The 25,909-nt window shown below is 54.0% G+C and carries 27 protein-coding genes; 10 read left to right on the top strand and 17 right to left on the bottom strand.

The genetic code is table 11. The features are described from left to right. Window positions 1-22: 22 nt before the first annotated feature. Complete coding sequence (locus AVO41_RS05810) at window positions 23-796, bottom strand: DnaJ domain-containing protein (protein WP_068584098.1); 774 nt, start codon at window positions 794-796, stop codon at window positions 23-25. Between the two features lie 270 nt (window positions 797-1,066). Between AVO41_RS05810 and AVO41_RS05805 the strand changes: the two genes are divergently transcribed. Next, complete coding sequence (locus tag AVO41_RS05805) at window positions 1,067-1,672, top strand: alkylphosphonate utilization protein (RefSeq protein ID WP_068584095.1); 606 nt, start codon at window positions 1,067-1,069, stop codon at window positions 1,670-1,672. Window positions 1,673-1,689: 17 nt separating this feature from the next. On the opposite strand, the gene AVO41_RS05800 is transcribed toward AVO41_RS05805, so the two are convergent. Then, entirely contained in the window at window positions 1,690-3,030 is a 1,341-nt protein-coding gene (locus AVO41_RS05800) for a diguanylate cyclase (protein WP_068584090.1), read from the bottom strand. Between the two features lie 164 nt (window positions 3,031-3,194). On the opposite strand from AVO41_RS05800, the gene AVO41_RS05795 reads away from it, so the two are divergent. Further along, complete coding sequence (locus AVO41_RS05795) at window positions 3,195-3,914, top strand: YebC/PmpR family DNA-binding transcriptional regulator (RefSeq protein WP_068584088.1); 720 nt, start codon at window positions 3,195-3,197, stop codon at window positions 3,912-3,914. 28 nt (window positions 3,915-3,942) lie between these two features. Here the strand turns inward: AVO41_RS05795 and AVO41_RS05790 are convergent, their stop codons facing one another. Together AVO41_RS05790 and AVO41_RS05785 are read right to left on the bottom strand one after the other, a co-directional pair. Beyond that, window positions 3,943-5,622: a cation:proton antiporter gene (locus tag AVO41_RS05790; RefSeq protein ID WP_068584085.1), complete on the bottom strand. Its 1,680-nt coding sequence runs from the start codon at window positions 5,620-5,622 to the stop codon at window positions 3,943-3,945. Window positions 5,623-5,708: 86 nt separating this feature from the next. Then, window positions 5,709-7,946 (bottom strand): NADP-dependent isocitrate dehydrogenase, encoded by a 2,238-nt coding sequence (locus tag AVO41_RS05785; RefSeq protein ID WP_068584082.1) that lies wholly within the window; start codon window positions 7,944-7,946, stop codon window positions 5,709-5,711. Window positions 7,947-8,206: 260 nt separating this feature from the next. Between AVO41_RS05785 and AVO41_RS05780 the strand changes: the two genes are divergently transcribed. The 3 genes from AVO41_RS05780 to hflD all read left to right on the top strand — a co-directional run bounded on the left by AVO41_RS05780 (window position 8,207) and on the right by hflD (window position 10,651). Beyond that, window positions 8,207-8,752, top strand: a complete 546-nt coding sequence (locus AVO41_RS05780; RefSeq protein ID WP_304437703.1) for a pseudouridine synthase — start codon at window positions 8,207-8,209, stop codon at window positions 8,750-8,752. Between the two features lie 64 nt (window positions 8,753-8,816). After that, window positions 8,817-9,974: a tRNA 2-thiouridine(34) synthase MnmA gene (gene mnmA / locus AVO41_RS05775; RefSeq protein WP_068584079.1), complete on the top strand. Its 1,158-nt coding sequence runs from the start codon at window positions 8,817-8,819 to the stop codon at window positions 9,972-9,974. Next, window positions 9,971-10,651: a high frequency lysogenization protein HflD gene (hflD, locus tag AVO41_RS05770; protein ID WP_068584075.1), complete on the top strand. Its 681-nt coding sequence runs from the start codon at window positions 9,971-9,973 to the stop codon at window positions 10,649-10,651. The genes mnmA and hflD overlap by 4 nt, the downstream gene beginning before the upstream one ends. A gap of 103 nt (window positions 10,652-10,754) precedes the next feature. Here the strand turns inward: hflD and fldA are convergent, their stop codons facing one another. After that, the gene (fldA, locus tag AVO41_RS05765; RefSeq protein ID WP_068584072.1) at window positions 10,755-11,273 is read right to left on the bottom strand and encodes a flavodoxin FldA; all 519 of its coding nucleotides are present in this window, start codon (window positions 11,271-11,273) and stop codon (window positions 10,755-10,757) included. A 182-nt stretch (window positions 11,274-11,455) separates the two neighbouring features. On the opposite strand from fldA, the gene AVO41_RS05760 reads away from it, so the two are divergent. Next, complete coding sequence (locus tag AVO41_RS05760; RefSeq protein WP_068584069.1) at window positions 11,456-11,686, top strand: uracil-DNA glycosylase; 231 nt, start codon at window positions 11,456-11,458, stop codon at window positions 11,684-11,686. 8 nt (window positions 11,687-11,694) lie between these two features. Here AVO41_RS05760 and ampD read toward each other — a convergent pair whose 3' ends face one another. Next, entirely contained in the window at window positions 11,695-12,234 is a 540-nt protein-coding gene (gene ampD / locus AVO41_RS05755; RefSeq protein WP_068584067.1) for a 1,6-anhydro-N-acetylmuramyl-L-alanine amidase AmpD, read from the bottom strand. Between the two features lie 126 nt (window positions 12,235-12,360). Here ampD and nadC point away from each other — a divergent pair, with 126 nt between their 5' ends. Both nadC and AVO41_RS05745 read left to right on the top strand, forming a co-directional pair. Beyond that, window positions 12,361-13,233: a carboxylating nicotinate-nucleotide diphosphorylase gene (gene nadC, locus AVO41_RS05750; protein WP_068584063.1), complete on the top strand. Its 873-nt coding sequence runs from the start codon at window positions 12,361-12,363 to the stop codon at window positions 13,231-13,233. Continuing rightward, complete coding sequence (locus tag AVO41_RS05745) at window positions 13,230-15,236, top strand: monovalent cation:proton antiporter-2 (CPA2) family protein (RefSeq protein WP_235584680.1); 2,007 nt, start codon at window positions 13,230-13,232, stop codon at window positions 15,234-15,236. The genes nadC and AVO41_RS05745 overlap by 4 nt, the downstream gene beginning before the upstream one ends. Window positions 15,237-15,251: 15 nt before the next feature. Here the strand turns inward: AVO41_RS05745 and pgeF are convergent, their stop codons facing one another. Next, window positions 15,252-16,010 carry a peptidoglycan editing factor PgeF gene (gene pgeF / locus AVO41_RS05740; protein ID WP_068584795.1) on the bottom strand — a complete coding sequence of 253 codons (759 nt, stop codon included), beginning with the start codon at window positions 16,008-16,010 and terminating at the stop codon, window positions 15,252-15,254. A gap of 17 nt (window positions 16,011-16,027) precedes the next feature. Beyond that, complete coding sequence (rluD, locus tag AVO41_RS05735; RefSeq protein ID WP_201022854.1) at window positions 16,028-17,131, bottom strand: 23S rRNA pseudouridine(1911/1915/1917) synthase RluD; 1,104 nt, start codon at window positions 17,129-17,131, stop codon at window positions 16,028-16,030. Window positions 17,132-17,350: 219 nt separating this feature from the next. Between rluD and AVO41_RS05730 the strand changes: the two genes are divergently transcribed. Beyond that, entirely contained in the window at window positions 17,351-18,217 is an 867-nt protein-coding gene (locus tag AVO41_RS05730) for an outer membrane protein assembly factor BamD (RefSeq protein ID WP_068584061.1), read from the top strand. Window positions 18,218-18,279: 62 nt separating this feature from the next. Here the strand turns inward: AVO41_RS05730 and AVO41_RS05725 are convergent, their stop codons facing one another. Genes AVO41_RS05725 through sucC form a run of 3 tightly spaced genes read right to left on the bottom strand, consistent with a single transcriptional unit; the run spans window position 18,280 to window position 22,001 of the window. Then, a complete protein-coding gene (locus tag AVO41_RS05725; RefSeq protein WP_068584056.1) occupies window positions 18,280-19,926 on the bottom strand; it encodes an NAD+ synthase in 1,647 nt (548 codons plus the stop codon). A 23-nt stretch (window positions 19,927-19,949) separates the two neighbouring features. Next, window positions 19,950-20,831, bottom strand: coding sequence for a succinate--CoA ligase subunit alpha (gene sucD / locus AVO41_RS05720; protein ID WP_068584053.1), 882 nt, complete (start codon window positions 20,829-20,831; stop codon window positions 19,950-19,952). Beyond that, entirely contained in the window at window positions 20,832-22,001 is a 1,170-nt protein-coding gene (sucC, locus tag AVO41_RS05715) for an ADP-forming succinate--CoA ligase subunit beta (protein ID WP_068584050.1), read from the bottom strand. Window positions 22,002-22,184: 183 nt separating this feature from the next. On the opposite strand from sucC, the gene AVO41_RS05710 reads away from it, so the two are divergent. Continuing rightward, the gene (locus AVO41_RS05710; RefSeq protein ID WP_068584047.1) at window positions 22,185-22,469 is read left to right on the top strand and encodes a PP0621 family protein; all 285 of its coding nucleotides are present in this window, start codon (window positions 22,185-22,187) and stop codon (window positions 22,467-22,469) included. Here the strand turns inward: AVO41_RS05710 and AVO41_RS05705 are convergent. The 6 genes from AVO41_RS05705 to AVO41_RS05680 form a co-directional block, all read right to left on the bottom strand. Further along, window positions 22,466-22,957, bottom strand: a complete 492-nt coding sequence (locus AVO41_RS05705) for a peptidylprolyl isomerase (RefSeq protein WP_068584045.1) — start codon at window positions 22,955-22,957, stop codon at window positions 22,466-22,468. The genes AVO41_RS05710 and AVO41_RS05705 overlap by 4 nt on opposite strands. Window positions 22,958-22,994: 37 nt before the next feature. Continuing rightward, window positions 22,995-24,227, bottom strand: a complete 1,233-nt coding sequence (locus tag AVO41_RS05700) for a GGDEF domain-containing protein (protein ID WP_068584043.1) — start codon at window positions 24,225-24,227, stop codon at window positions 22,995-22,997. Between the two features lie 7 nt (window positions 24,228-24,234). Then, the gene (locus AVO41_RS05695) at window positions 24,235-24,594 is read right to left on the bottom strand and encodes a hypothetical protein (protein WP_153003493.1); all 360 of its coding nucleotides are present in this window, start codon (window positions 24,592-24,594) and stop codon (window positions 24,235-24,237) included. Window positions 24,595-24,636: 42 nt separating this feature from the next. Beyond that, window positions 24,637-24,951, bottom strand: coding sequence for a hypothetical protein (locus tag AVO41_RS05690; RefSeq protein WP_068584037.1), 315 nt, complete (start codon window positions 24,949-24,951; stop codon window positions 24,637-24,639). Window positions 24,952-25,061: 110 nt separating this feature from the next. Next, the gene (locus AVO41_RS05685; protein ID WP_068584034.1) at window positions 25,062-25,343 is read right to left on the bottom strand and encodes a hypothetical protein; all 282 of its coding nucleotides are present in this window, start codon (window positions 25,341-25,343) and stop codon (window positions 25,062-25,064) included. Between the two features lie 104 nt (window positions 25,344-25,447). Then, the gene (locus AVO41_RS05680) at window positions 25,448-25,837 is read right to left on the bottom strand and encodes a hypothetical protein (RefSeq protein ID WP_068584029.1); all 390 of its coding nucleotides are present in this window, start codon (window positions 25,835-25,837) and stop codon (window positions 25,448-25,450) included. Window positions 25,838-25,909 lie beyond the last annotated feature (72 nt).

The following is a 25,909-nucleotide window of genomic DNA, read 5'->3' as shown; positions in this document are numbered from 1 at the left end:
CCAGAGGCTTTAGACCACTCTATCATGCCGCCACCAAGCGCGCATAGAGATCGCCAGGCTGATAACGTTCATCGCCCGGCAGCCCCATGTTGGATACTTTGATATAGTCGTCGGAGGAATAGGCATCCGGCACGGTAATCTCCATGCGGCCTGACGGAGATTGCAGCGTCAGATCCGTCCCCGGCGTCAGTAGAGCACGCGGCACCTCGATCGTGCCATAAAGATCACTGCCTTCCAAACGCCAGTTAAGCGAATTGAGCCGCAGTTCAAAACGAACCAGATAATCCCCGGGTTGTCCCCCAAACAAGCCCTTGTATCCCTTTCCTTTCAACCGAAACGTTTTGTTCATAAACGCTTCGCGCGTGAACTTCATGCGCACCTTCAGACCTGGGATGTAAAAATACCCAAGTTTCAGCAGTCGAATGGCATAGCGGAGTGTGAGCGGGTAGGTGATTTCACGATCTCGCCCATGAATGGGCGCCTGTCGGGCATGACGCGAACTGGGTTGCGCCGTGGCACTGGAGGATGAAGAGGATTGGCGCCGGACGTTTCGGCATAACCTGGCCTGCTGACGGCAGAAATCGCGCCAGTAATCGTCACGGTGTTTGCTGAGAACCTCATAGGCTTCAGCAATTTCCTGAAATTTTTCCTTGGCATTATGAATGGTGGAGACGTCGGGGTGGTAGCGGCGGGCCAGTTTTCGATAAGCTTTTTTGATCGCATCGGTCGCCGCTTGCGGGTGAACGCCCAAAAGAGCAAAATAATCTTTGTTGGCATCGTAATGCGGCGGTTGCATCCGTGGCAGTGACCCGTTCTTAAACAATCATAAAAAATCTCTGCGCATTGTTGCCCAGAAACATTGCATCGGTAGCATTGATTCTACCGCCTTCCTGCCTGAAAAAAAAGCGCTATTCTTTTACCTGCTCCGCCATATCCCGGGTTGCAAACCATCACATAAAGGCGATAATAAGCGCTTTTCCCATAGACAACCTTAGCCGAAAGCAAACCTGTTTCATGCATCAGGTTTGATATCACGGCCAAGGCAGCAATAAAAGGCCAAGCAGATATGCCAGAAATCCAAACGTCATCATTGATGGATGCACTCAAACAACGTGCAGACAGTCGCTGTGAACTGTCCGGCGAACCGGGCGAACATGCCTGGTTTGTGACCGGAGCCACCGAAGAACCAGACCTGGACCACTGCATTCTGGTCAGCACCCCCTCGCTGTCTCAGTTGCAACTGGCCGAGTCGGATCCATTGGCGGAGTTAGACGCCCATCACTGGCGCTGCCTCAATGACGCCATTTGGTCGCCGGTACCTGCGGTTCAGGTCACCGCCTGGCGCCTGCTGGAGCAAATGCGTGACCAGGGATGGCCACAACCTCTGCTGGATATGATGTACATGGAAGAGGCGACCCGCGCATGGGCCGAAGCAGGCCTGGTAGAAAATACAGGTGAAAGCATCGAGATCAAGGATGCCAATGGTACCCGTTTGAACGACGGCGACTCGGTCACGTTAATCAAGGACCTGGATGTCAAAGGCACTGGCTTTACGGCGAAACGGGGCACACTGGTCAAAGGCATTCGCCTGACGGACAACCCCAAACACATTGAAGGCAAAGTCAACGGCACTCAAATCGTCTTGGTGGCGGCCTTTGTCAAAAAGGCCTGATCCGAACCGGCACCCGCTCAAAGGGTTTTGACAATAGCTTGATTGCGCCCTTGCGCCTTGGCCTCGTACAGGGCTTTGTCAGCGAGAGCAAAAAGTGCCTCGTAGGTGACTTCCTGACCCGTTTCGGAATAGGATTCGGCATCTTCCAGCATCGACACCAGCGCAGGAATGTGCGCACTGTCATGGCAAGCGGCGCCGACACTGACGGTCACGGCGACACCTGCCGGGTGCAATTCCGCCACTTCCTCAGTCAACCGCGCCAACAGTTCACTGATCTCCGTGTGGCTGCGCTCCTCAATCAACATGACCAGTTCATCCCCGCCATAACGGGCAATCACGTCTTTTGAGCGGCTGTAGGAACGGACCAGTCGGGCGACATTCTGCAACACCTGATCGCCAATCAGATGGCCCTGCTGATCATTGATGGCTTTAAAATAATCAAGATCCATCACCGCCACAGCCACCGAGTGATGACGGCTTGTGGCTTTTTGCACCAGGCGCTCAGCAAACTCATCAATGTAGTGGCGATTGTTCAGACCGGTCACACTGTCCAGATTGGCCTTTTCATACAGCGCCTTCTGCGCCGCCCTGGCTTCCAGCAGCTCGCGGTGATTATGAATCAGATTAATGGCACGCGCCAGAAAATCGGTTTCATGAAACGGCTTGGCAATAAAATCACCGGCCCCGTGTTTCAACACATAGACTTGGCGCAGCAAGTCATTCCACCCGGATACCGCGAGAATGGGAATATCCCGCAACCCTTCTTCGGATTGACGGATCAGATTGATCAGGCCGATGCCACTGACACTGCCCTCCAGCACCAGATCCGTGACCACCAGATCAAAGTGGGTGGGCTTTAAATCCAACAATGCGGCCGCCGCCTCACCGCTTTTGACATGACTGACCTCCCAGCCGGCCTGCTGCATGATGTAGCTGGTGTAATCGGCCGTACTCTGAGTGTCTTCGACATACAGCACCCGGGCATGAATGTGGGTGGTGGCATACAGCATCAGACTTTTTAACGCGCGTTTGAGCGTCGCAAAATCGGACTTAATAAAGATTTCAGTAAAGCCGGCGTCATAGGCTTCGCGCTTGAACGATTGTGTATTACGTGACGTCAACAAAAACTTGGGAATATTGGCCACGCGCGTGTTTAAGTTGATCTTTTTCAAAAACTTGAAGCTGTCAATGTCTCCAAGCTCATGCGCAATGCTGATGGCATCCGGCGTCGCTTTTTTTAAATACTCAAACGCTTCCGCCCCGGACTCGGTTTCCACAATGCCCACTTTTTCAGTCGATAAAATGTCCCGAACCAATTTACGATAACTTTTGGACGGATCCACCACCAGTATGTCCATAAACCCTCACGAAGCGTCATTCAGCCATCTCAGGCAATCCATGATTGCAGCAAGCGACACGCATTTTAACTCATTGTGCTGTCAAAGTGTGAGAGCCGGTCGCTCGTCACTTTTTTGCAAAATCGTGTAAAATTGCGTTTTTTCTTTCAGGAACAGGAACATCGATGGGACGCGCATACCAAAACCGTAAAGAATCCATGGCCAAAACCTCGGACCAGAAAGCCAAGGTTTACAGCAAGTACAGCCGAGAAATCTATGTGTGCGCCAAATCCGGCGGCACCGAGTTGGAAAGCAACCTGGCTCTGAGCGGTTTGATTGATCGAGCCAAGAAAGATCAGGTCCCGGGCCATGTCATTGACAAAGCACTGGAAAAAGCTCAGGGCGGCGGTGGCGAAGATTTTGAGCTGGCGCGCTATGAAGGCTTCGGGCCGGGCAATGCCATGGTGATCATTGAGTGCCTGACCGACAACCCAAACCGAACCTTTGGCGATGTGCGCAACTGTTTTACCAAAACCAAATGCAAAATCGGCACGCCGGGCAGCGTCAGCCACATGTTTGATCACAGTGCCATTCTGGTGTTCCAGGGCAGTGATGAAGAAACCGTATTGGAAACGCTGCTGATGGCAGACGTGGATGTCAGCGACATCGAATCCGAAGACGGTCATATCTCGGTGTTTGCACCGCACACCGAATACGCCAAGGCCAAACAGGCGTTAATGGATGGGATCGAGGGCATTGAGTTTGAGGTGGATGAAATTCAGTTCATCCCCAAAATGACCAAGCGCATTGAGAGCGAAGACGATCAGGCACTTTTCGAGAAGTTTCAAGGCATGCTTGACGACGTCGACGATGTTCAGAACGTCTACCATGACATCGAGGATTGAGCCGTCCAGGACGCAGGCCAGCCCCTTTTTACAATTCCACGTCAATGGGATTGTTTCTTGCCAGTGCCTGATCGAGCTTTTCGTACAGCATTGATAATGTGTCCCCGGTGGCATAGACCGTCACCGCAATGGGCAGCTTTTCCAAACGCTGGTGGAGTTTTTGCGCCACAATCAATGCAGCATCCATGTCTGAATGCGTCGCCAGAATCGCATAACGTGACGGTGCCAATTTGCCAAAATAATCGGACTTGCGCAACAGCGGTGCCAGCTCCCTTCCGACAAACCCGGGATCGCTGTGCTCAAATGCCAACAGCGCAAATGGCTCGTGATAGCGTTGGGCACGTGCCATCTCCTTTTCAATCACATCTTCAAACACCAGCGGGTTGTAGGCGCTGGTCACCGTGTCCCGTTCCAGCAGCTGTTTGAGTGTTTCGCGGGCTTCGCTGACCTCGCCGCCGACGGACGAGTGCTCGGCCGCCTTGTCGAGCGCAAACCCCGAAGCTTTCCACCATAAAAAGCCTTTGAGTAACAGTGTGTTTACAAACATCGACAAAATGACCACACCCACCACCACGGCCATGAACAGTTCTTTGTGTACGAAGTCAGCCGGAAGGGAGAACACCATAATAATCGCCAGCCCGCCCTTCATACCGGCAAACGTCAGTGCACCGCCCCAACGCCAGGGATGATGCTTCACCGCCATCAGCGGCAGAAGCAACGCCGCTCGCAGCATCGTGGTCAGGACAAAGGCATAAAGAATTTCCAGCTTGTATTGCCACAATAGTGACAGCTCCACAATACTGGCGATGGCCACAAAGATCACCCCATTGGCGAACATGCCCAGATAAGCGGCTTCTTTGCGATAGGCGCGAAAGCTGTTCTCCGGTGCACTTTCCCGGTTTAAAGCCTGATACAACGCCGTCAGGTTAAATTTTTTGTAGTGCCCTTCTTTGTCAAACAGGTATTTGAACAGCAAAATGGTGACGACCACGCCCAAAATGCCGGAGAGCTGCATGTGCTCGGCCACCAGAAACGCCATCGTGGCCATCAGATAAATGGTCAGAAACTGCTCGATGCTGTCTGAGAAATACTTAAACAGATAGTAGCCAATCAGCCCAATCACCACACCGACCCCGATCGACTCCAGTACCAGAGAACCCAATGACCATTGCAACTGAGACCAGACCACGTCGCTGCCCTCGATCAGGGGCAGGGCCACAAAAAAGAACAGAATCATTGCCGTGATGTCATTGAACAGACTTTCGCCTTCGGCGTAGAGTTTCAAGCGTTCGGGCAGCTTGAAGCGGGAAAAAATCGACGAGACCGACACCACATCCGTGGCCATCAACGGGGCAAACAAGGCCAGCAACATGCCGAGGGTCAGATGATATTCAGGCGCGACCCAATGGGTCAGCCCCATGGCCAGTGCAATGGCGATCACCACGGCAATGACCGACAGATAGACGATGCTGCCCAGGTTCTGGCGAAGCTCGCTGCGTGAGACCCCCAACACATCCGGGATCAGAATAATGGGCAGCATCAAGTAGACGATTTCCGGAAAGGCTTCGCCCAACGGGGCCAGATGAAAGAAGTGATTTCCCAGATAGGCCAGGGTAATGGCCGACAGCGCAAAGGGCCAGTTCGACCGCTCTTCCAGAATGCGGGAAAGCAGCACTACCACCAGAATCATGGTAAAAATCAAGAGCATGGTAACCGCTCCTCAGGTTTCTGGCTTAACAGTTCGGTTGCGCTGCTCCGACTCACCTTTTGCCGCCGCCAAGCCAAAACGGTTTTTTACCAGGCCTGGTCAATCACGGCGTTCAGCGTCGCGCTGGGGCGCATCACCTCAGCGGCCCGATCAAAATCGGGATGGAAATACCCGCCAATGTCCACCGATTGCCCCTGAATGCCATTGAGCTCTTGCATGATGGTGGCTTCCTGATCCTTCAGGTTTTTGGCCACTTTTTGGAAACGGTTCTGGATATCCGCGTCCTCCGTCTGTTCTGCCAGGGCCTGCGCCCAGTAAGCGGCCAGGTAATAATGGCTGCCCCGATTATCGATTTCGCCGGTTTTGCGCGAGGGCGAGCGCCCGGTTTCCAGTAACCGTTCAGTCGCTTTGTCCAGTGCTTTGGCCAACACCGCCGCCTTGGGGTTATTGGCCACCGAGGATAAATGCTCCAGGGACACCGCCAATGCCAGAAACTCACCCAGTGAATCCCAACGCAAGTGGTTTTCTTCCAACAATTGCTGCACATGTTTGGGTGCCGAACCACCTGCACCGGTTTCAAACAACCCACCGCCGTTCATCAGCGGCACGATCGATAGCATCTTGGCAGACGTGCCCAACTCAAGAATGGGGAACAGGTCGGTCAGATAGTCGCGTAACACATTGCCGGTCACCGAAATCACATCCTTGCCCTCTTTAACATGGCGGAGGGTAAAACGGGTGGCCTCAGCCGGCGCCATAATGTGCATTTCCAGCCCCGTGGTATCGTGGTCAGCCAGATACTGCGTCACTTTTTTGATCAGTTCGTGGTCATGGGCCCGCTCAGAGTCCAACCAGAACACAGCGGGCATGCCAGTGGCGCGTGCCCGGTTGACCGCCAGTTTGACCCAGTCACGGATCGGCGCGTCCTTAACCTGACACATGCGGAAAATATCGCCCGCTTCCACCGATTGCTGCATCAGAGCATTGCCGTCACGATCAACCACGGAAACCACGCCAGTGCGGGTCATGCGAAATGTTTTGTCATGCGAGCCATACTCTTCCGCTTTTTGCGCCATCAACCCGACATTGGGCACCGTGCCCATGGTGGTCGGATCAAACGCGCCATGACGCTGACAGAAAGCAATGGTTTCCTGATAAACCCCGGCATAGCAACGATCCGGAATCACCGCCAGTGTGTCCTGCTGATTGCCTTCGGCATTCCACATCTTGCCGCCCCCTCGAATCATCGCCGGCATGGAGGCATCAATGATCACGTCACTGGGCACGTGCAGGTTGGTAATTCCCTTGTCGGAATCCACCATGGCCACGTCGGCCTGATCCTGCAAGCACTGTGCCACTCCTTCCTCAATTGCCTGACGCGTCGCATCGGGCAGATTGGCAATCTGACTCAGCAAGTCCCCCAACCCATAGGCCGGGTCCACACCGGCCTGGCTCAGGGCCTCGCCATGCCCGGCAAAAACCGGTTCAAAAAAGGCTTTTACCGCTTCCCCAAAAATAATCGGGTCAGAAACCTTCATCATCGTGGCCTTCAGGTGCAGGGAGAACAACACCCCTTCAGCCTTGGCCTCAGTCATCGCCTGCTTGAGAAAACGGCTCAGGGCCGTTTGACTCATCACCGCGGAATCAATGATTTCACCGGCCTGTAGTGGCGACCAGTCCTTCAGAACCTCAGACTCGCCCCCTTGTTCCGGTTGAAACACGATCTGAAATTCGGTGGCGCCTTCCAGTGTCACAGAGGTTTCCGAGCCGTAAAAGTCGCCGGCTTCCATGTGCGCCACGCGTGTTTTGGAGTCTTTTGACCAGGCCCCCATGCTGTGAGGGTGCTTACGGGCAAAGTTTTTCACGGCCGTGGGCGCGCGGCGATCGGAATTGCCTTCACGCAAGACCGGGTTGACCGCGCTGCCCAGCACTTTGGCATAGGTCGCTTTGACCGCTTCCTGTTCAGCGTTTGCGGGCTCCGATGGGTAATCGGGCACAGCAAACCCTTGAGACTGCAGCTCTGTAATGGCCCGTGTCAGCTGCGGGATGGAGGCACTGATATTAGGCAACTTGATGATGTTGGCATGGGGTTGTTTGGCCAGTTCTCCCAGTTCAGCCAGCGCATCGGATTGACGTTGCTCCGGCTTGAGCGCTTGCGGAAAATGCGCCAGGATGCGCCCGGCAAGAGAAATGTCACGGGTTTCCACCGACACATCCGCCGCCCGGGTAAAGGCCTGCACAATTGGCAAAAACGAAAACGTCGCCAGCGCTGGCGCTTCGTCGGTCAGGGTATAAACAATATCAGCCGGGGTACTTTGTGACATACATCATCCTTGCATCAGTCAAAACAGTGGGAAACGGGCTTGCAGTCAGGCCGGGCGGGACGCCTGCAATGAGGCCTGAGCAATGATAGAATGACGCTATTCTAACCACTACGGCGAACAAGCGCAAAGGCCGCACAAACTTCATGCCCCAAAAAACCGGTAAGACCCAAGCCCTGATCAAACAGCATAAGCAACGCAAGGCCCGCCAATCCAATTCCAAACAGCCAGACAGGCAGACGCTGGATACATCACCCACTCTGATTCTGTTTAACAAACCGTTTAACGTGCTGTCGCAGTTCACAGACCGCCAACAACCGCCCAGACCCACGCTGGCCGATTACATCGGATTAAACGATGTCTACCCTGCCGGACGGCTGGACCGCGACTCGGAAGGGCTTATGATTTTAACCGACCACGGTCCCACCCAGCATCGGCTGGCGCACCCTCGACACAAACAGGCCAAAACCTATCTGGTGCAGGTGGAAGGCGAGATAACCGATCAGGCACTGGCCCAATTAGCTCGCGGCGTGACGCTGAAAGATGGCCTGACCCGACCTGCCAAAGCACACAGAGTGCCGGAGCCGGACTGGCTTTGGCCTCGCAACCCGCCGGTCCGCACCCGACAGAGCATCCCCACCAGTTGGCTCACCTTGACACTGACCGAAGGTCGCAACCGTCAGGTCCGTCGCATGACTGCTCATGTCGGCTTTCCCACCCTGCGCCTGATCCGTACCCAGATCGGGCCCTGGACACTCGACGCCCTTCTTCCGGGGCAATGGAGGCGTGTGCCTGCTCCGACCTCATGAAAAGGGTTGAAACATGTTAAAATAAACAGCTTTAAAACGTTTCACAAAAAGTGCCCAGAGTTCTATGCCTGAGTTTTCTTCCTCCAAACCACCTGCCGACACCAAAGTGATTGTGGGCCTCTCCGGCGGCGTGGATTCTTCGGTCGCCGCGCTGCTGCTAAAACAGCAAGGCTATCAGGTGGAAGGCCTGTTCATGAAAAACTGGGAAGGCGATGACACCGAGGACTATTGCCCGGCCGCAGAAGATTTAAAGGATGTGCTCGCCATTTGCGAAACGTTGGACATCCCCTTGCATGTTGAAAACTTTTCCAAGGAATACTGGGACCGGGTCTTCACCCACTTTTTGCACGAGTATGAGGCCGGGCGCACCCCGAACCCGGACATTCTCTGCAATAAGGAAGTGAAATTTAAAGCCTTCTTGAACCATGCCCTGTCACTGGGCGCGGACTTCATTGCCACCGGTCATTATGCGATTCGCCATGAAGATGAACACGGCCGTTTTCATCTGTATCAAGGGCACGATCGCAATAAAGACCAGAGCTACTTTTTGTACACGCTGGGCCAAGCCCAGCTGGCAAAATCTCTGTTTCCGCTGGGCGACCTGGCCAAACCGCGTGTGCGTGAGATCGCTGCCGAAACAGGTTTGATTACCCATAATAAAAAAGACAGCACCGGCATCTGTTTCATCGGCGAGCGCAACTTTCGCGACTTTCTGCAACAATATCTGCCTGCCCAACCCGGTGAAATGGTCAGCGACGAAGGCGAGCATCTGGGCGAGCACCAGGGGTTGATGTATTACACCTTCGGTCAACGCAAAGGCCTTGGCATCGGCGGCGGACATGGCAAGGGCAACCTTCCCTGGTTCGCAGCGGACAAGGACCTGGAACACAACCGCCTGATCGTGGTTCAGGGCGAAGATCACCCTTTGCTCAACCACCGATACCTGACGGCCGTACACATGGACTGGGTCGCCGGCGAACCACCGCCTTCGCAGACACAGCTGGAAGCCAAAATCCGCTATCGCCAGCCCCAGCAGCCCTGTCAGATTCTGGCTCAGTCAGACGAACGTTTACTGGTTGCCTTTGATACACCACAAACGGCCATTACCCCCGGTCAATCCATCGTGTTTTACCGGGGGCAGGACTGTCTGGGGGGCGCCGTCATCGACAGCCGTCACCATGAATTCAACCAAGCCGAACTTTTCTTTGAGAGACCATTATGAGCAACGCTTACACGTTTCATGACAAAGCCATCGCCCTGAGCGGCATTTACCAGGCCGCTCAGTTGGTGTTTGAGCTGGCAACGACCGGTCAGGCCTCACAGCGCGCCTATGAGGTCAGCATTGATTCGCTTTATTGCGACAATCCGGATCAGACACTGGACGTCTATGGTGGCGATGTGGCCAATATCCAGACCGGCGTCCTCACCTTGCTCAACCAGATGAATGGCGCGCAGGCAACCACCAATCGCAATATCGAAGTCACGAAGTATGTTCTGAGCTTAATGATTCTGGAAAAAAACGTCTCCAAAAAAGGCGTCCTGGACAAGGTCGCCCGCACGATTGATTCGTCTCGGACCCAGCGCAATCATTTTGGCGACTACCATGAAAACGTGATCGCCACCCTGGCCCGCGCATACAGTGAAAACATCAGCCAGATCAATCCCCGGATTATGGTCAATGGCCAACACGGTCATCTGCAGAATCCGAAAGTGGCCAACAAAATTCGGGCGCTCCTGCTGGCCGGTCTGCGCGCTGCCCTGCTATGGCGCCAGGTTGGTGGGACGCGCTGGGGCTTGCTGCTCAGCCGGAAAAAATACCTGCAGGCCGTACAAGCACTGCATCGACCGGAAACAAGCGCATCCGACGACGCCCCCAACGACACCACCGACGAGCGTTAAAACGCCTGTCGTTTTTACCAGGCCTGGTAAAAAAGCCACCCGGAAACAAAAACGGCCCTTATCGGGCCGTTTTACGATCATGCATGGGCTTCCCGCCATCCAATCAACTTAATTCCATTTCTTCCTTGATCTGATCCACCCAGGCATCGACCCGCCCTGCGGTTAACTCAGGTTGCTGGTCTTCATCAATCGCCAGCCCCACAAAAAACTCTTCGTCTTCGGTGACCGCCTTGGACTCGTCAAACTCATAGCCGTCGGTCGGCCAATAACCTGCCGGCGTGGCGCCATTTTCAACCGCCACATCATGCATAAAGCCCATCGCATCCAGAAAGTATTCGGCGTAATCCGCCTGATCGCCCAGACCGAAACAGGCCACAGTTTTACCGGTAAAATCGATGCCTTTGAATTCATCCCAGAAATCGTCCCAGCTGGACTGCAGTTCACCGTAATACCAGGTTGGCTGTCCCAGAATGATCTTGTCGTATTGGGCAAAGTCATCAGGTGACGCCGAGGCAATGTCATGCACCTCAACCTGGTCCGAGCCCAGTTTGTCTTTGATCATATCCGCCACACGTTCTGTGTTGCCCGTATCGGTGCCATAAAACAATCCGACTTTACTCATGTTGTTTCCTTTTGTTTCAGGTTCGTTGATCTTTGGATTTCTTAAATCATACGTAAGCGCCCAACCCGTTGCAACGGGCGCGACACTTTCCAGCGAACATTGTGGATGTCAACCTTGACTTTATGAGCATGAATTTTATCATCTGGTTTAAAGGCTAAAGCAAAAATGACTAATGAGGACCAATGAGTCAAACCAATGACCCCCGGACGCCAGAGCCCATTGATTGCTTTCAATGTCAGCATTTCTATATCACCTGGGACGAAGCCAACCCCAGAGGCTGCAAAGCGTTTGGTTTTAAAACCACTCAGATGCCAAGTGCCGTGGTTCTGGAATCCTCCGGTCGGCCTTGTCTGAAATTTTTGCCCAAAAAACGGACACAAAAAAAGAAACCCAAACGGGGCTGGATTGCCTGACAGCTGAGTCAGCTTTTTAGCAATGACCAGTCAAACGCCTCGCCCGGGTCCGTTTTTCGCCCGGGCGCGATGTCGCAATGCCCCACCACCGACTGGTCAGACAAACGCGGATACGTTTGCTTAAGCAGGGCCAGAACCTGATTCAGACGCTGGTATTGCCGCGGGTCATAAGGCAGGGTATCGGTTCCCTCCAGTTCAATGCCAATCGCGAAATCGTTACACGCCTGACGTCCTTGCCATTGCGACTGACCGGCATGCCAGGCCCGACGATGAAACGGTACATATTGAATCAACTCACCGTCACGCCTTATAAACAGGTGAGACGACACTTTCAAATGCTGTATTTCGGCATAATAGGGGTGCTCGTTCGGGTTCAGTGTATTGGTAAAGAGTTGCGTCACACCCTCGGTCTGAAATTGGCCAGGCGGCAAACTGATGCCATGGATGACCACCATGGAAATATCATCCGGATCCGGACGCTCATCCGCATTGGGACTGGGAATCAGCAACGCCTCGGTCAAACAATGGCTGTGGGGATCAATCTGCATGGATCATCGAGTTCCTGAGCCGTTCTGTAAAAAAAGGATTCATGCGGACGCCCGCCCGCAAACCGTTAGGGCATAGTATAATAGGCGTTTTAACGGAAAAAAAGCCACGAAACACGAGCCAAGTGAATGGATTATTTTGAGACCCTGCCCCAAGACGTTGAAAACGCCCTGAAAGAAGACATTGGCCCCGGGGACCTGACCGCCTCGCTGGTTCCCTCCGGCCTTGCCACGGCGACCATCGTTGCCAAAGAAGCGGCGGTGATCTGCGGGCGGCCCTGGTTTGACCAGGTCTTCGCACAGCTGGACCCGTCGATCGAGATCGAGTGGCTTTGTCAGGAAGGCGATCAAATTACCCCCAATACCACTGTCTGCCGTCTTCGGGGGGAGGCCGCCTCATTGCTGACCGGCGAGCGCACGGCCCTGAACTTTCTGCAAACCCTGTCAGGCACTGCCACTGCCACGCATGCGTACGTCGCAGCGCTCAACAGCCAGACCACCCGCTTACTCGACACCCGAAAAACGCTCCCTGGACTGAGGTTAGCGCAAAAGTACGCGGTACATACTGGCGGCGGACAAAATCACCGGATCGGTTTGTATGATGCAATTTTGATTAAAGAAAACCACATCATGGCAGCGCATGGCATCACCCAGGCCGTCCAACGCGCTCGCCGGACGCATCCGGGCGTCAGCATCGAAGTCGAAACCGAAACCATGGCCGAACTCGAAGAAGCCTATCACAGCGGGGCCGACACCATCATGCTTGATAACTTTTCGCTGGCACAAATCACCCAGGCCGTTGACTGGGTCAAGGCGCAAACGGCTCGAACCCAGCGCCCCAAGCTGGAAGCTTCCGGCAATGTCACGCTTAGCGAGTGCCCGCAACTGGGTCAGACCGGTGTGGATTTCGTTTCCACCGGCGCCATCACCAAGCACCTGCAGGCAACGGATTACTCCATGCGCTTTGAATTGCCCCAAACGACACAGGACGCAGAACAATGATGTTTGATCACATTCTATTCAACATTGTGTTTCTGCTGGTGATTACCGTGGGACTGGTGTCTCTGTCACGACGGATTCACCTGCCCCCCATTCTCAACTATATCCTTGTCGGCGCCATTGTGGGCCCTTACGGGCTGGAACTGATTGCCAATGAGGACAGCATTCATTTTCTGGCTGAGTTCGGGATTGTGTTTCTGTTGTTTGCCATCGGTCTGGAATTTTCCCTGTCGCAGATGGTCGCCATGCGGCGCATGGTATTCGGCTATGGTGGCCTGCAAGTTGGCCTGACCGCATTGATCGTCTACGGGTTGGCCCGACTGCTGGATTTCAGCTTTGAAACCTCGGTGGTGATGGCCGGAGCGTTTGCCTTGTCCTCGACCGCGATTGTGATCAAGCAACTGACCGAACAGTCGGAAATTCACACCCGTCACGGGCGAGCCACCGTCGGCATCCTGATTTTCCAGGACATTATGGCCATCCCCCTGTTGATCCTGATTCCCGCACTGGGTATGGCCATGGCCCAACCCGAAGTCGCGGCGGAGTCGCTCACCACAGAACTGGGCTGGGCGTTTGCCAAAGGTCTGTTTGTGGTCGTGGTAATGCTGCTGGCCGGACGCTATGTGTTGCGGCCTCTGTTTCATGAGGTAGCCACAGCCAAATCACAGGAACTGTTCACACTCACGGTGCTCACCGTGGTGCTGGCCGCGGCGGCCTTTACCGAAGAGCTTGGCATCTCCATGACCCTAGGGGCGTTCATGGCGGGGATGATGCTGGGGGAAACCGAGTACCGCCACCAAATTGAAGCCGACATTCGTCCCTTCCAGGACATTTTGCTTGGGCTGTTCTTTATTACGGTCGGCATGATGATCTCCCCAGACATTCTCGCCACCCACCTGTGGGTCATCCTCGGGGTTACCCTCGGCATTATGTTGCTCAAAGGCGTGTTGATTTTTGCTGTCATGGCGCTATTCAAACGTCCGGCCGGTGTCAATGCGCGCACGGCATTTTCACTAGCCCAGGTCGGGGAATTCGGGCTCGTGATTTTGACTCTGGCAATCAATGACAACCTGTTGTCGGAAACGCTGGGACAAATCCTCTTGACGGTCACCGTCCTCAGCATGATGGTGACGCCGATGATGATCAAATACAACGGACGCTTTGCCCAATGGCTGTTTTCCAAAAGCTATCAGAGTGACTTTGCCGAGCTGGCGCATGAACTGAAAGAAGAAAGTAAATTCCTCTCCAACCATGTCGTTTTGACCGGTTTCGGTCGCGTCGGACAAACCACCGCCAAATTCCTGCAACAGGCGCATGTGCCCTATGTCGCACTGGACATGGACATCAAACGGGTCAAAGAAGCCCAACAGAGTGGGGAACCGGTCTTTTTCGGCGACTCGTCCAAACAGAGCCTGATGGAAGCCACCAATATCCACCAGGCCAAAGTCGCGATCATCACGCACCATGATCACCATGCGGCCATGAAAACCCTTAAAACACTGTCAAGCATTGCACCCGACCTGCCTGTGCTGGTACGAACCCAGGACGAGAGTCATCTGGAAGAGTTACTCGAAGCCGGCGCCACCGAAGTCGTCCCCGACACCTTCGAAGCCAGCATCATGCTGGCCTCACATCTGCTGATGATGCTGGGCCAGCCGCCGAGCCAGGTTCTGCGCCTGACCCGGCAGGCCCGCCAGGACCGTTACAGTCTGCTCTCTGGGCTTTACCTCGGGGAAACCGATGCCATCCCGTTTGATCACGGACAGGTTGGCCAGATCATTCAACCTTTCGACGTTGATGACGGCGCCTGGTCAGTGGGCAAAACCCTGGCAGATCTGCCCACTCAGTCTCTGGGCGTTGAAATCAAATCGATCAAACGTGGCAGCGTGCGCGGCGACGACCCGGCCTCCAGCACACGCCTGCGCGCGGGCGATGTGGTCATTGCGCAAGGCTTACCGGAATCATTGGAAAAACTGGAAGCGGTGATCAATACCGGCAAATTCTGATCAAGCTGCGCCAGATCAGGTCAGCCAGATCAGACTGGCCTGACGGCCGGTTTGCCCTTCCCGCCGATAGGAGTAAAAGCGTTGCGGGTCTGAATAGGTACAGAGGTCGCTAAGGGTGATGGCCTGAACCCCTTCCTGGATCATGGCAATTTTCACCAGGCCTGGTAGATCTGCCATGTAATGCGTATCCGGCGCCGTCTGCACTGGTTGGAAACACGCCGCCGCGCCCTCAAACGCTTCCACAAAGGCCTGAAAAACCTCCGCGCCAACTTCAAAATGCGCCGGTCCGATGGTTGGGCCGACCCAGGCCAGCAATTGATCGGCCGGGACCGGCATGCCACGGATGGTGTTTGCAACCACCCCATTGACCAGACCGCGCCAGCCGGCATGAATCGCGGCCACTGCCGTCGCGTTTTGGTCCGCGAGCAAAATCGGGGCGCAATCGGCCGTCAACACCGTACAAGCCAGCCCCTTCTGATTCGTCCAACTGGCATCGGCCTGCGGCACCTTCTCATCCAGCCGCACAGATGGCCTGTCAATCGCGAGGGCGTGAGTAGAATGCGTTTGAGCCAACCAAACCGGCTGCACGCCACCGCCCAACGCCGTCAGCAACGCCTGGCGATTGGCGGCCACATCCGCAGGGCAATCGCCCACATGGTCGGCCAGATTGCCTGCCTGCCAAGGTCCCTGACTGTGGCCGGTTTCCCGTGTCGTCACACAGGCTTTCACGCCAGCAGGGAGTGACCAGTCGGGTTCCATAAAGGTAAGAGTCACAGGCTGAACCAAGTCATTTATTCTCTTTCTTCCGGGATGTCTGCGTCAGTGACCCATTCGACCTCAACCCCATGATCAGGGTCATACTCATCATAACCACCATCCCAATTGGCGTTCATCTGCGCATCAAAATCCGCCATATCATCACGCAACACATCCATCAGGCCCAGCATGTCGTCAGGAATCGGCGCTTTCCAGTTCATGACTTTTTGCGTCACCGGATGAGTCAGGCTCAGTGCGCCCGCATGCAAGGCCTGACGTGGAAACGCCCGCAAAAACTCAACGAATTCAGGCAACATTTTTTTGGGGATTTTCATTCGCCCGCCATAGACCGGGTCACCCACCAGCGGGAACCCCAGATGGGCCATGTGTACGCGAATCTGGTGAGTACGGCCGGTTTCAAGCGCCACTCGGACATGCGTGTGCCCTCGGAAGCGTTCTTTGACACGGTAGTGCGAGACCGCACGCTTACCCCCCACCGCCAACACAGCCATGCGCTTTCGATCTTTGGGGTGACGCCCGATGGGCTTATCAACCGTCCCTCCGGCAATCATGCGCCCCACGACCACCGCGTCATACACACGCTCCACATCATGGCGCTGCAGTTGATCCACCAGATGTGCCTGCGCAGTCAAGGTTTTGGCTACCACCATCAGACCCGACGTGTCTTTATCCAGCCGGTGCACAATGCCGGCTCTGGGCACCTGTTGCAGCGCGGGATAATGATAAAGCAATGCATTCATCAGGGTCCCGTCCGGATTGCCCGCGCCGGGATGCACCACCAAACCGGGGGGCTTGTTAATCACCAGGATCGCATCGTCGTCATAAACCACTTCGAGCTCAATCGGCTGCGGCACAATATCTGTGCGGTCTTCCAGTTCGGCCTCTAGTGACAGTTGTTCGCCGCCCATCACTTTTGTATTGGGCTTGGTCACCACTTGGCCATCCATCTGCAGGGCTCCCTGTTTGACCCAGGTTTGTAGCTGGCTGCGGGAATAATCGTCAAACAAGCCAGCCAGTGCGGCGTCGAGCCGTTTTCCCAGAGCTGACTCCGGGATCGTACCTTGCAGGAAAATGCGCTCTCTGAGTGCCTGTGCTGTTTCATTCTGAGGGGGTGACAATGCCTGTTCCTTCTGGTTTGACTGAATTCGATAAAGAGCCCGTGCAAACCACAGGCAATCTGTATCCGGGGGCGTGAAAATGTGCTATCATCCGGTTTTTGAGTATTTCGATCTCGATGGCTTTTGAGCTCGTGATCGAACCATCTTCGCAGTGTTTGATGCGTCAGAATCTGACTAAAACGCTGTACTAATGGGTTTGACAATAGTTTATCAAAGATTATGAAGCAATCGCTGATTTCCCTGCTCCTCTTTTTTGCCGCGCTTAGCTTAAGCGGCTGCTCTTCACTGGTTGCCAAGGAAGACGAAGACAAAACCGTCAAAGAATTTTATGCTGCGGCCAAAGACGCCTTCAACAGTGGCCAGTGGGACACCGCCATTGAAAACTACGAAAAGCTCAAGGCCTATTACCCATATGGCCAGTACGCCGAACAGTCCTATCTCGAACTGGCTTATGCCTACTATCGGTATGAAGAACCGGAATCAGCCCAACGCGAATTACAGGAATTCATTCGTCTCTTTCCCAAGCATCGCGCTCTGCCTTATGCCTACTACCTGAAAGCCCTGGCAACCGATGCCATCAACAAAAGCTGGCTGGATGACTGGATTACCGACCCGGCACGCCGCGATATGGCGTCCACACGCGAGGCCTTTCAGGGGTACTTTGAACTTCTATCAAAATACCCGAAAAGTCCCTATGCCGCCAAGGCGCGTGAGCGCATCATTGCTCTGCAGAACCGCTTGGCCCGCCATGAGTTTCAAGTGGCCAAATACTACTTTGACCGTCAGGCGTATCTGGCGGCCACCACTCGTGTCAAAGCCTTGATCGAGAACTACCCTAATGCGCAGACCGTGATGCCGGCGCTGGCACTGATGCGCGATGCGTACACTGAACTTGGCATGACCCAGAACGCAACCGATACCCAGTCAGTCATTGATTACAATCTGGGCAAACACCAAGTCAAATCAGATGCTGCGGCTGACGCAGCCCCATCTGAAGACAGTCAGGCAACACAAAAACACCGTTGGAAACAGCCAGAAAAAAGCTGGTGGGACAGCATGCTCGATTCGGTGGGAGACTGGTTCTAATCCCAGACCTGCCAACATCACAGCCAAACCAAGCCCCCGCCATCTGACTGGGCTGAGAGGCTTTACTCTTTATAACCCGAAGTAATCGGATAACGCCGATCCCGCCCAAAAGCTCGGGGAGACACTTTCACACCCGGAGCTGACTGACGGCGCTTATATTCATTCTTTTGAATCATCGCAGCAATGCGCCGCACCAATGCCAGCTCCACCGACAACTGCGTTGCGATGACCTCCGGTGACTCATCCCGTCCGACCAACGCTTCGATGACCGGATCCAGAACGTCATATTCCGGCAAAGTATCCTGATCCGTCTGATCAGGACGCAATTCCGCTGAAGGGGGCCGTTCGATCACACGAGGCGGGATCACCGGTGCCGTTTCAGCATCGGGCAGCTGATTACGATAACGCGCCAAGCGGTAGACCCAGGTTTTGGACACATCTTTCAGCGGAGAAAAACCGCCGACCATGTCGCCATAAAGCGTTGAATACCCAACGGCCACCTCGGATTTATTGCTGGTGGCCAACACCACCTTGCCCAACTTGTTGGACATCGCCATGAGTAAAACCCCACGAATGCGGGCTTGAAGATTTTCTTCAGTGGTGTCTATCGACCGACCTTCAAAGCGTGGCGCCAATAAAGATTCAAAACCGGCATAAATGGTTTCGATCGGTAGCGTCTGAAAGGCCACGTTTAATCGCTTGGCTTGTGCGGCGGCATCCTCCTGGCTGATCTGAGCGGTGTAATGAAACGGCATCATCACGGCCTCCACCTGATCTGCCCCCAATGCGTCCACGGCGATGGCCAGGGTCAGCGCGGAATCAATGCCGCCTGAAAGCCCGAGCAACACGCCCTGAAACCCATTTTTGTGGACGTAATCCTTCAAGCCCAACTTGAGCGCTTGATAAATCCGAGCTTCGTCTTCATAGAGCGAGGCTTTTTCACCCGGCGCAATGGCCACGGCATCGGCCTGTTTCAAGACCGTCACCGGGGTCAGTGCCTTGACAAATTCCGGCGCCTGAACCTGCACTTCGCCTTCGGCACAGGTCGCGAAAGACCCGCCATCAAAGACCAGCTCATCCTGCCCACCAACCTGATTGACGTAAACAATGGGGCACTTGACCTCGTTGACGCGGCGGCGAACCACCTCAATCCGATCACGATGTTTTTCCTGCGAGAAAGGGGACGCATTCAAATTAAGCAATATGTTAGCCCCCGCCTCCACAGCCTGGGAAGCCGGGGTGAACTTCCAGATGTCCTCACACACTAGCAGGCCGAAGCCCACGCCCTTGTAATGCACCACACATGGCTGGTCATCCTGAGAAAAATAGCGTTTTTCATCAAAGACACTGTAGTTGGGCAAATTTTGTTTGATATAGCTGGCTTGGATCTCACCATCGGCAATCCAGGCAGCCATATTAAAACGTTCGCCCAAGTCATCCATCATGGGGTAGCCGACCACCATAGCTACGTCCGACACCGCTTCACACAAGCGTGTCAGCCCCTGATCCACCTGTTCGTACAACGCGGGTCGAAACAACAAATCTTCCGGCGGGTAGCCGGTCAGCGTCATTTCAGGAAAGACCACGATGTCTGCCTGATGTGCCGTCCTGGCTTCTTGTGCCGCCTGAATAATCGCTTCGACATTGGCTGACACGTCTCCCACAACCGGGTTGATCTGCGCCATACAAAGACGGATTTGTTCAGACATAGTGTGTTCCTTCAGTATGCGCGTTACGAGAGACAGGCCTGCATGGCTTGTCCCATGTCGGTGGGTGAATCCACGACGGTGACACCCGCTTGCTTCAACACTTGAATTTTGGCCTGAGCGGTGCCTTGACCGCCGCTGACGATGGCCCCCGCGTGCCCCATGCGTTTGCCCGGTGGTGCAGTCATGCCGGCAATGTAGGCCACAACCGGTTTGCTCATATTCTTTTGAATGAATTCAGCGGCCTCTTCTTCTGCCTGACCGCCAATTTCACCGACCATGATCACGCCTTGTGTTTCCGGGTCCTGCTCAAAGGCTTTCAGACAATCAACAAAACTCATGCCCTGTATGGGGTCACCACCGATACCGACGCAGGTCGTCTGCCCCAGTCCGGCTTGCGTGGTCTGGTGCACGGCTTCGTAGGTCAAGGTCCCCGAGCGCGACACGATCCCAATGCGTCCCGGCATGTGAATGTGCCCGGGCATGATTCCGATTTTACACCCTTGTCCGTCTTTACCCGGAGTAATCAAACCGGGGCAATTGGGACCAATCAAATAAGCATCGCTCTGATCCAGAACGGCCCGGACTTTGAGCATGTCATTGACCGGAATGCCTTCGGTAATGCAAGTAATCACTTTGATTCCGGCCGCAACCGCTTCAATAATGGAATCGGCTGCAAACGCCGGGGGCACATAAATCATGGACGCTTCTGCCCCGGTCTGCTCTACTGCCTCTTTGACGGTATTAAATACCGGCAGGTTTAGATGCGTGGTGCCGCCTTTTCCTGGCGTCACCCCTCCGACCAGGCGGGTACCATAGGCCAATGCCTGTTCTGAATGAAAACTGCCCTGCTTGCCGGTGATGCCCTGGCAAATCACTTTGGTCTGTGCGTTGACTAAAATACTCATTTATTGGTCCTCCCCAGCCAGTTCAACGGCCTGTTTTGCCGCCGCGGACAGGGTATCAGCGGTCACAATCTGCAACCCGCTTTCTGCAAGACGGGCGCGTCCCTGTTCAACGTTCGTGCCTTCCAGGCGCACCACGACCGGCAGTGTCAGCCCGACTTCTTTCACCGCTTGAATAATGCCCTCTGCGATCAGATCACAACGCACGATGCCGCCAAAGATATTCACCAGAATCGACGCCACCTGACTGGAAGAAACGATCAGTTTGAAGGCTTCGGCGACCCGGTCGGCTGTCGCGCCACCGCCCACATCCAAAAAGTTGGCTGGCTGACCGCCATGAAGCTGAATCAAATCCATCGTTGCCATGGCCAGACCCGCCCCGTTGACCATGCAACCGATGTTGCCTTCCAGTGCAATGTAGTTCAACTGATGATCCGCCGCTCTGGCTTCGCGCTCATCTTCCTGTGAAGGATCTCGCCATTCTGCCAGGGCTTTTTGACGATACAACGCATTGGGGTCAATACTGACCTTCGCATCCAGCGCAACCAATGCGTTGTCCGTTGTTTTGATCAGTGGGTTGATTTCAAGCAGAGCCATGTCTTTTTCCAGCGCCATTTGATAAGCGGCTTGCATGATTTGCCCCAACTGTTTGAAGGCCTCGCCGGTCAAATTCAGCGCAAACCCCACTTCCCGGCATTGATAAGGCATCAATCCGACGGCTGGATCGACGCTGACCTTATGAATGCGCTCAGGCGTGCTTTCGGCCACGGCCTCAATGTCCATGCCACCGGCCGCTGAAATAATAAACGTGTGACGCTTGCGGGCCCGGTCAACCAGCAAACTCAGATACAACTCCTCTTCAATTGATTGCGTTGTTTCAATCAGGACCGCATGAATGGGCAGTTCCTTACCGGCCGTTTGCGGTGTGGCCAGACGTTGGCCGAGCATGGCCTGCACGGCCTCTTTCGCCTGCGCTCTGGTGTCCACCAACTTCACCCCGCCTGCTTTGCCGCGAGCGCCAGCATGAATTTGTGCTTTGATCACCCACCGATCGGTTGCCAGCGCGTCCAGCGCCGCGTCCAATTGGTCGTCCGCGCGCACCACCTCTCCGGCTGGTACCGGGATTCTGTACGTCTGAAAAAGGGATTTTGCCTGATATTCGTGTAAATTCATGCCTAACTCAGCCACTGCAATTCAAAAGTCGTATTTTAAGCCTTTTACGCTGCGTTTACGAGTGATCCCGATGGCGTGTTTGAAATTTAGGGCCGTAAAGCCGTTCTTTTTATCTATATCGGAAAGAACCGTTATAATGCCGCAGAAGAACGTTTGCCTGATGGCGGTTGGGAGACCCGGTTTATGCGCGCATTGTTTTATTTTTTTCTGATTCTGGTGGTGTTTTTTTTGGTGCTTTTTGTCTACAGCCGGGTCAGACTCTTTCGCCAGAACATGAACGCCATGCTGAATGAACACGACGACGCCTCGCAAGCTGAGCAGACACAACAGGCCGCGGATCGAATGGTGGCCTGTGAACAATGCGGCCTTCACCTGCCTGAAAGCGAGGCGATCATGGAAAAGCAGAATGGGCAGCGTCGTTATTTTTGCAGTCAGACCCACCGGGATCAAGCCAAGGAAACCCCCTAGCTTGTCATGGCCTGGCCATCTATCTCAACCACTGTCACATCAAAATTCAACGCCTTGCCGGCCAGAGGATGATTAAAATCCAGAGTCACCACGTCATCGTCCACCGCCAGGACCGTGGCTGGGACTTCGTCTCCGCTCGGCGTATTCAACCCGACCACGAACCCCGCTTCGAGTGCCATACTCTCGGGAAAATCACTGCGAGGCATGCGATGCACATTGCTTGGATCCGGCTCTCCAAATGCCTGAGCGGGCGATAACCCCAACTGAGCTCGGGTCCCCAACTCCAGTCCGACTAACCACTGTTCCAGTGCCGGAAACAGTTCACCATCGCCCATTTCGAAACGAAAGATTTCGTCTTCCTGCGTGGCTTCGACTTCCTCACCATCGGCCAAACTCAAACGAAACACAATCCCCAGGCTGGATGACTCGGTCACTCTGGGCAACTCACCTGTCGGGTCGGATTCTTTTTTTGTCGTCTGTTCAGTCATTGCCATTCCTTTTAACGATTTACCAACTCGGCCGAGGCTATTTTTTACCAGGCCTGGTGGTTTGAGTGCGTTTTGTTTTGGTCGTCCCCGTTCGCGCCTTAGCCAGACCGGTGCCTTTGACACAGTTTCGCCCGGCCTTTTTAGCTTGATATAAATACGCATCCGCTGCCTGCATGACGGCCTCTGGTGCTCCGTTCTGCGCATCTTTTTCGGCGACCCCAAAACTCGCGGTCACGCGGACGGTCTTTTTCTGACCGGTTTTGTCCTGAACCAGGAGCGGTTTGTTCGCAATGCGTTCCCGAACGGACTCCAAAACGGGCAGCGCTTCCCGAGCCGTTTTACCCGGAAAGACCAGCGTAAATTCTTCACCGCCATAGCGGTAAACGCGTGACATGCCCGATTGCTTTAAGTGGGTCGCCACCGCTTGCAATACCCTATCACCGGTTTCATGCCCATAGCGATCATTGAATTTTTTAAAATGATCAATGTCCATCATGGCGATGGCATAACGCCGACCTAACCCGGCAAACGATTCAAACAAGGCACGACGACCTTTTAAACCGGTTAATGTATCCGTGTAAGCCAAATGGTGGGCATCAAACACCATCGCCAGCAACACGGCCAATGTGGCCAGCGATGCCCACCAAGCCAGAGTTGCGGCGTCCGCAGCCGAATTCAACCCCATCATGGCCATCACCAGGACAAACGGCATCGCCAAATCCAGCAAACGCCGGTGAGATGCAAAGGCCAGACGCGCAAGCCAGACCAGTAAAATCAACACGGTGATCGCCAGAGCGCTCCACGTCAAGTGAATCCATTCGGTGGCCACCGGCCAAAACAGCCAGGACCAGTCCGGATGCGGCAGAAGCTGGACGCCAACCAACACAACCACGAAGGGTGTCAGCCACAAAAGCCCCTGAAAGACGATCCACCCAAAGTGATGGAACCCCTTTTCGGGCAGCAGGCGTAGAAGTAACAAATGGCAAGGCATCGCAAAGGCCAATAGCGGATAAAGAATCAGAAACTGGGTGGGCCATTGAGGCAACCCATAGGACAGAAAAAAACAATAAGTCGACAGTGCCATCACCAGCAGGATCGGCTGAAAACGGTTTAAGAACAGGCTGATAAAAGCACTCAGCAAAGCCAGAAGATAAGGCAGCCAAGTCAACGATTGCAATGCCAACATGGGCCATTCAAGGCGATCAGGTCGAGCCCATACGCCCACGATCAGCAGTCCAAACAGCCACAGAAGGTGAACGCGCAACCCCATCTACGACTCAGGTATCACCAAACCAGGAAGATTCCTGCGGGACCACATCGGTGCAAACCACGCGCCAGGTCAAACGATAGCGGCAATTGCCCGACACACAGCTGACGTCGTCCTTGCCAAATTCCGCCGCTTTGGTGGCATGGCGTGAGCGGACGGACACACCGACCGGACACAGGGATTCGGCTTTACTGGTCAATGCTCGACTTTGCAGCGTTCTGGGCGGTTCATCATAATAAGTCGTCAGAAGGTATTCATTTTCGCTCAATGCCTGGGAGTTGACGGTGGCACAACCGCCGAACATCACACTGGCGCCCAATAGAGGAAGAAGCGACCATTTGGTTAGAGATGAAAAATTAGTTTGATTCATGCGTTGTCCGCTGCGTTGTTTTTAAAAAATAGCTGTCGGGGGTTATTCAGACAAAGGCTGTTCCGTAATCCCCAGCTCCGTGACCACATAGCACATATTGGTGTGCAATTTTTTGCCATCCACCAAAAAAGACGTGCCTTCCGTCAACTGATCATCCGGGTTGATGCGAACACTCCCCTGATAAGACTTGATTCGCTCACCAGTATGGCAGGTATAAATTTCGATTTTACGATCCAGCCCCACCCAGTCGGATTGAAGATTTTTGGCGGAATTGGAAATTTTTTCGCACCCGGTCAGTACCAGAAACGAGGCGACCAGCATAATGAGCCATTTCAAGGAATTTAGTTGGTTCGACATACACGGTGCCCTCAATATGTATTGAGCCGTTATTATGCCAGTTTCAAACGATAGAGACCAATCCGATTCATTCGCTCTGGCACAGTGTGCCACCCACGCTTCACTCTGCCTTAATCGACGGGAATGCCTGCTGCATCCTCTTCAGGCTTAACCGGGTCGGTCCCCGTCTGTTCTGCCGAAGACTTAATATCCTCCCAACTGGTTGATTTGGCTTCATCCCAGGCTTCCGACACATCGTCACCCACGCCTTTGGCCGTCTCCTTGGTCTTTTCCCAGGCGGACGCCGCATCGTCTTTGGCGTTTTCCCAGGTCTGCTCGGCATCGGCCCATGCAGCCCCCGAACCACAACCGATCAGTGCCAGGCTCAACACAAAATGAATTCCTTTTTTCATAAATTATACAACCTTTGTAAGACTTACATTAAAGCAAGTAGTTGAAATTATTGACTTACAACCACTGTAAGACTTTTTCTGTTTTTTCATGGTTATAAAACCCTCTAATTTTGATTAATTCTTACAACTTTTTTACTGGCCATTTCAGCTTTGAGTTGAGCATTTTCGTTGCTCAAAGTGGCGTTGATGGAGGTCAGCTTGCGAATGTCAGACTCAAGCTGTTCGATATGTTCTCGAAGCTCTCTGTTCTTAGATTTCTCAAGCTTAAGCTTTTCGATCTTTTCATCCCGTTGAGCTTTATGCTCTTTGCCCATGATTTCACGAACTTCTGCCGCTATTTCAGGATAACGATTATGTATGGTGGAATCAGATACACCCGCTTCTTCTGCAAGTGCTGAGATGCTTAATTTTCGCTTTTTATCGACTACCTTAGGGCGACCATGCTTTAGTCGAATTAGTGCATTAATGATCTCTTTCTCTGTCGATGTACCCATTAGGCTTATCCTTTTATAAGGGCGGATAACTTTTTTGCTTAAGTCAGTTTTTGTGTGGTTTTTAAATAGCAT

Source organism: Thiomicrospira sp. WB1 (assembly GCF_001507535.1).
Classification (GTDB): Bacteria; Pseudomonadota; Gammaproteobacteria; order Thiomicrospirales; family Thiomicrospiraceae; genus Hydrogenovibrio.
This window is presented reverse-complemented; position numbering and strand designations above follow the sequence as displayed.

Coding starts and splice junctions, on each gene's coding strand:
- AVO41_RS05810 (WP_068584098.1), bottom strand. CDS start 796: ATGCAACCGCCGCATTACGATGCCAACAAAGATTATTTTGCTCTTTTG.
- AVO41_RS05805 (WP_068584095.1), top strand. CDS start 1,067: ATGCCAGAAATCCAAACGTCATCATTGATGGATGCACTCAAACAACGT.
- AVO41_RS05800 (WP_068584090.1), bottom strand. CDS start 3,030: ATGGACATACTGGTGGTGGATCCGTCCAAAAGTTATCGTAAATTGGTT.
- AVO41_RS05795 (WP_068584088.1), top strand. CDS start 3,195: ATGGGACGCGCATACCAAAACCGTAAAGAATCCATGGCCAAAACCTCG.
- AVO41_RS05790 (WP_068584085.1), bottom strand. CDS start 5,622: ATGCTCTTGATTTTTACCATGATTCTGGTGGTAGTGCTGCTTTCCCGC.
- AVO41_RS05785 (WP_068584082.1), bottom strand. CDS start 7,946: ATGTCACAAAGTACCCCGGCTGATATTGTTTATACCCTGACCGACGAA.
- mnmA (WP_068584079.1), top strand. CDS start 8,817: ATGCCTGAGTTTTCTTCCTCCAAACCACCTGCCGACACCAAAGTGATT.
- hflD (WP_068584075.1), top strand. CDS start 9,971: ATGAGCAACGCTTACACGTTTCATGACAAAGCCATCGCCCTGAGCGGC.
- fldA (WP_068584072.1), bottom strand. CDS start 11,273: ATGAGTAAAGTCGGATTGTTTTATGGCACCGATACGGGCAACACAGAA.
- AVO41_RS05760 (WP_068584069.1), top strand. CDS start 11,456: ATGAGTCAAACCAATGACCCCCGGACGCCAGAGCCCATTGATTGCTTT.
- ampD (WP_068584067.1), bottom strand. CDS start 12,234: ATGCAGATTGATCCCCACAGCCATTGTTTGACCGAGGCGTTGCTGATT.
- nadC (WP_068584063.1), top strand. CDS start 12,361: ATGGATTATTTTGAGACCCTGCCCCAAGACGTTGAAAACGCCCTGAAA.
- AVO41_RS05745 (WP_235584680.1), top strand. CDS start 13,230: ATGATGTTTGATCACATTCTATTCAACATTGTGTTTCTGCTGGTGATT.
- AVO41_RS05730 (WP_068584061.1), top strand. CDS start 17,351: ATGAAGCAATCGCTGATTTCCCTGCTCCTCTTTTTTGCCGCGCTTAGC.
- AVO41_RS05725 (WP_068584056.1), bottom strand. CDS start 19,926: ATGTCTGAACAAATCCGTCTTTGTATGGCGCAGATCAACCCGGTTGTG.
- sucD (WP_068584053.1), bottom strand. CDS start 20,831: ATGAGTATTTTAGTCAACGCACAGACCAAAGTGATTTGCCAGGGCATC.
- sucC (WP_068584050.1), bottom strand. CDS start 22,001: ATGAATTTACACGAATATCAGGCAAAATCCCTTTTTCAGACGTACAGA.
- AVO41_RS05710 (WP_068584047.1), top strand. CDS start 22,185: ATGCGCGCATTGTTTTATTTTTTTCTGATTCTGGTGGTGTTTTTTTTG.
- AVO41_RS05705 (WP_068584045.1), bottom strand. CDS start 22,957: ATGACTGAACAGACGACAAAAAAAGAATCCGACCCGACAGGTGAGTTG.
- AVO41_RS05700 (WP_068584043.1), bottom strand. CDS start 24,227: ATGGGGTTGCGCGTTCACCTTCTGTGGCTGTTTGGACTGCTGATCGTG.
- AVO41_RS05695 (WP_153003493.1), bottom strand. CDS start 24,594: ATGAATCAAACTAATTTTTCATCTCTAACCAAATGGTCGCTTCTTCCT.
- AVO41_RS05690 (WP_068584037.1), bottom strand. CDS start 24,951: ATGTCGAACCAACTAAATTCCTTGAAATGGCTCATTATGCTGGTCGCC.
- AVO41_RS05685 (WP_068584034.1), bottom strand. CDS start 25,343: ATGAAAAAAGGAATTCATTTTGTGTTGAGCCTGGCACTGATCGGTTGT.
- AVO41_RS05680 (WP_068584029.1), bottom strand. CDS start 25,837: ATGGGTACATCGACAGAGAAAGAGATCATTAATGCACTAATTCGACTA.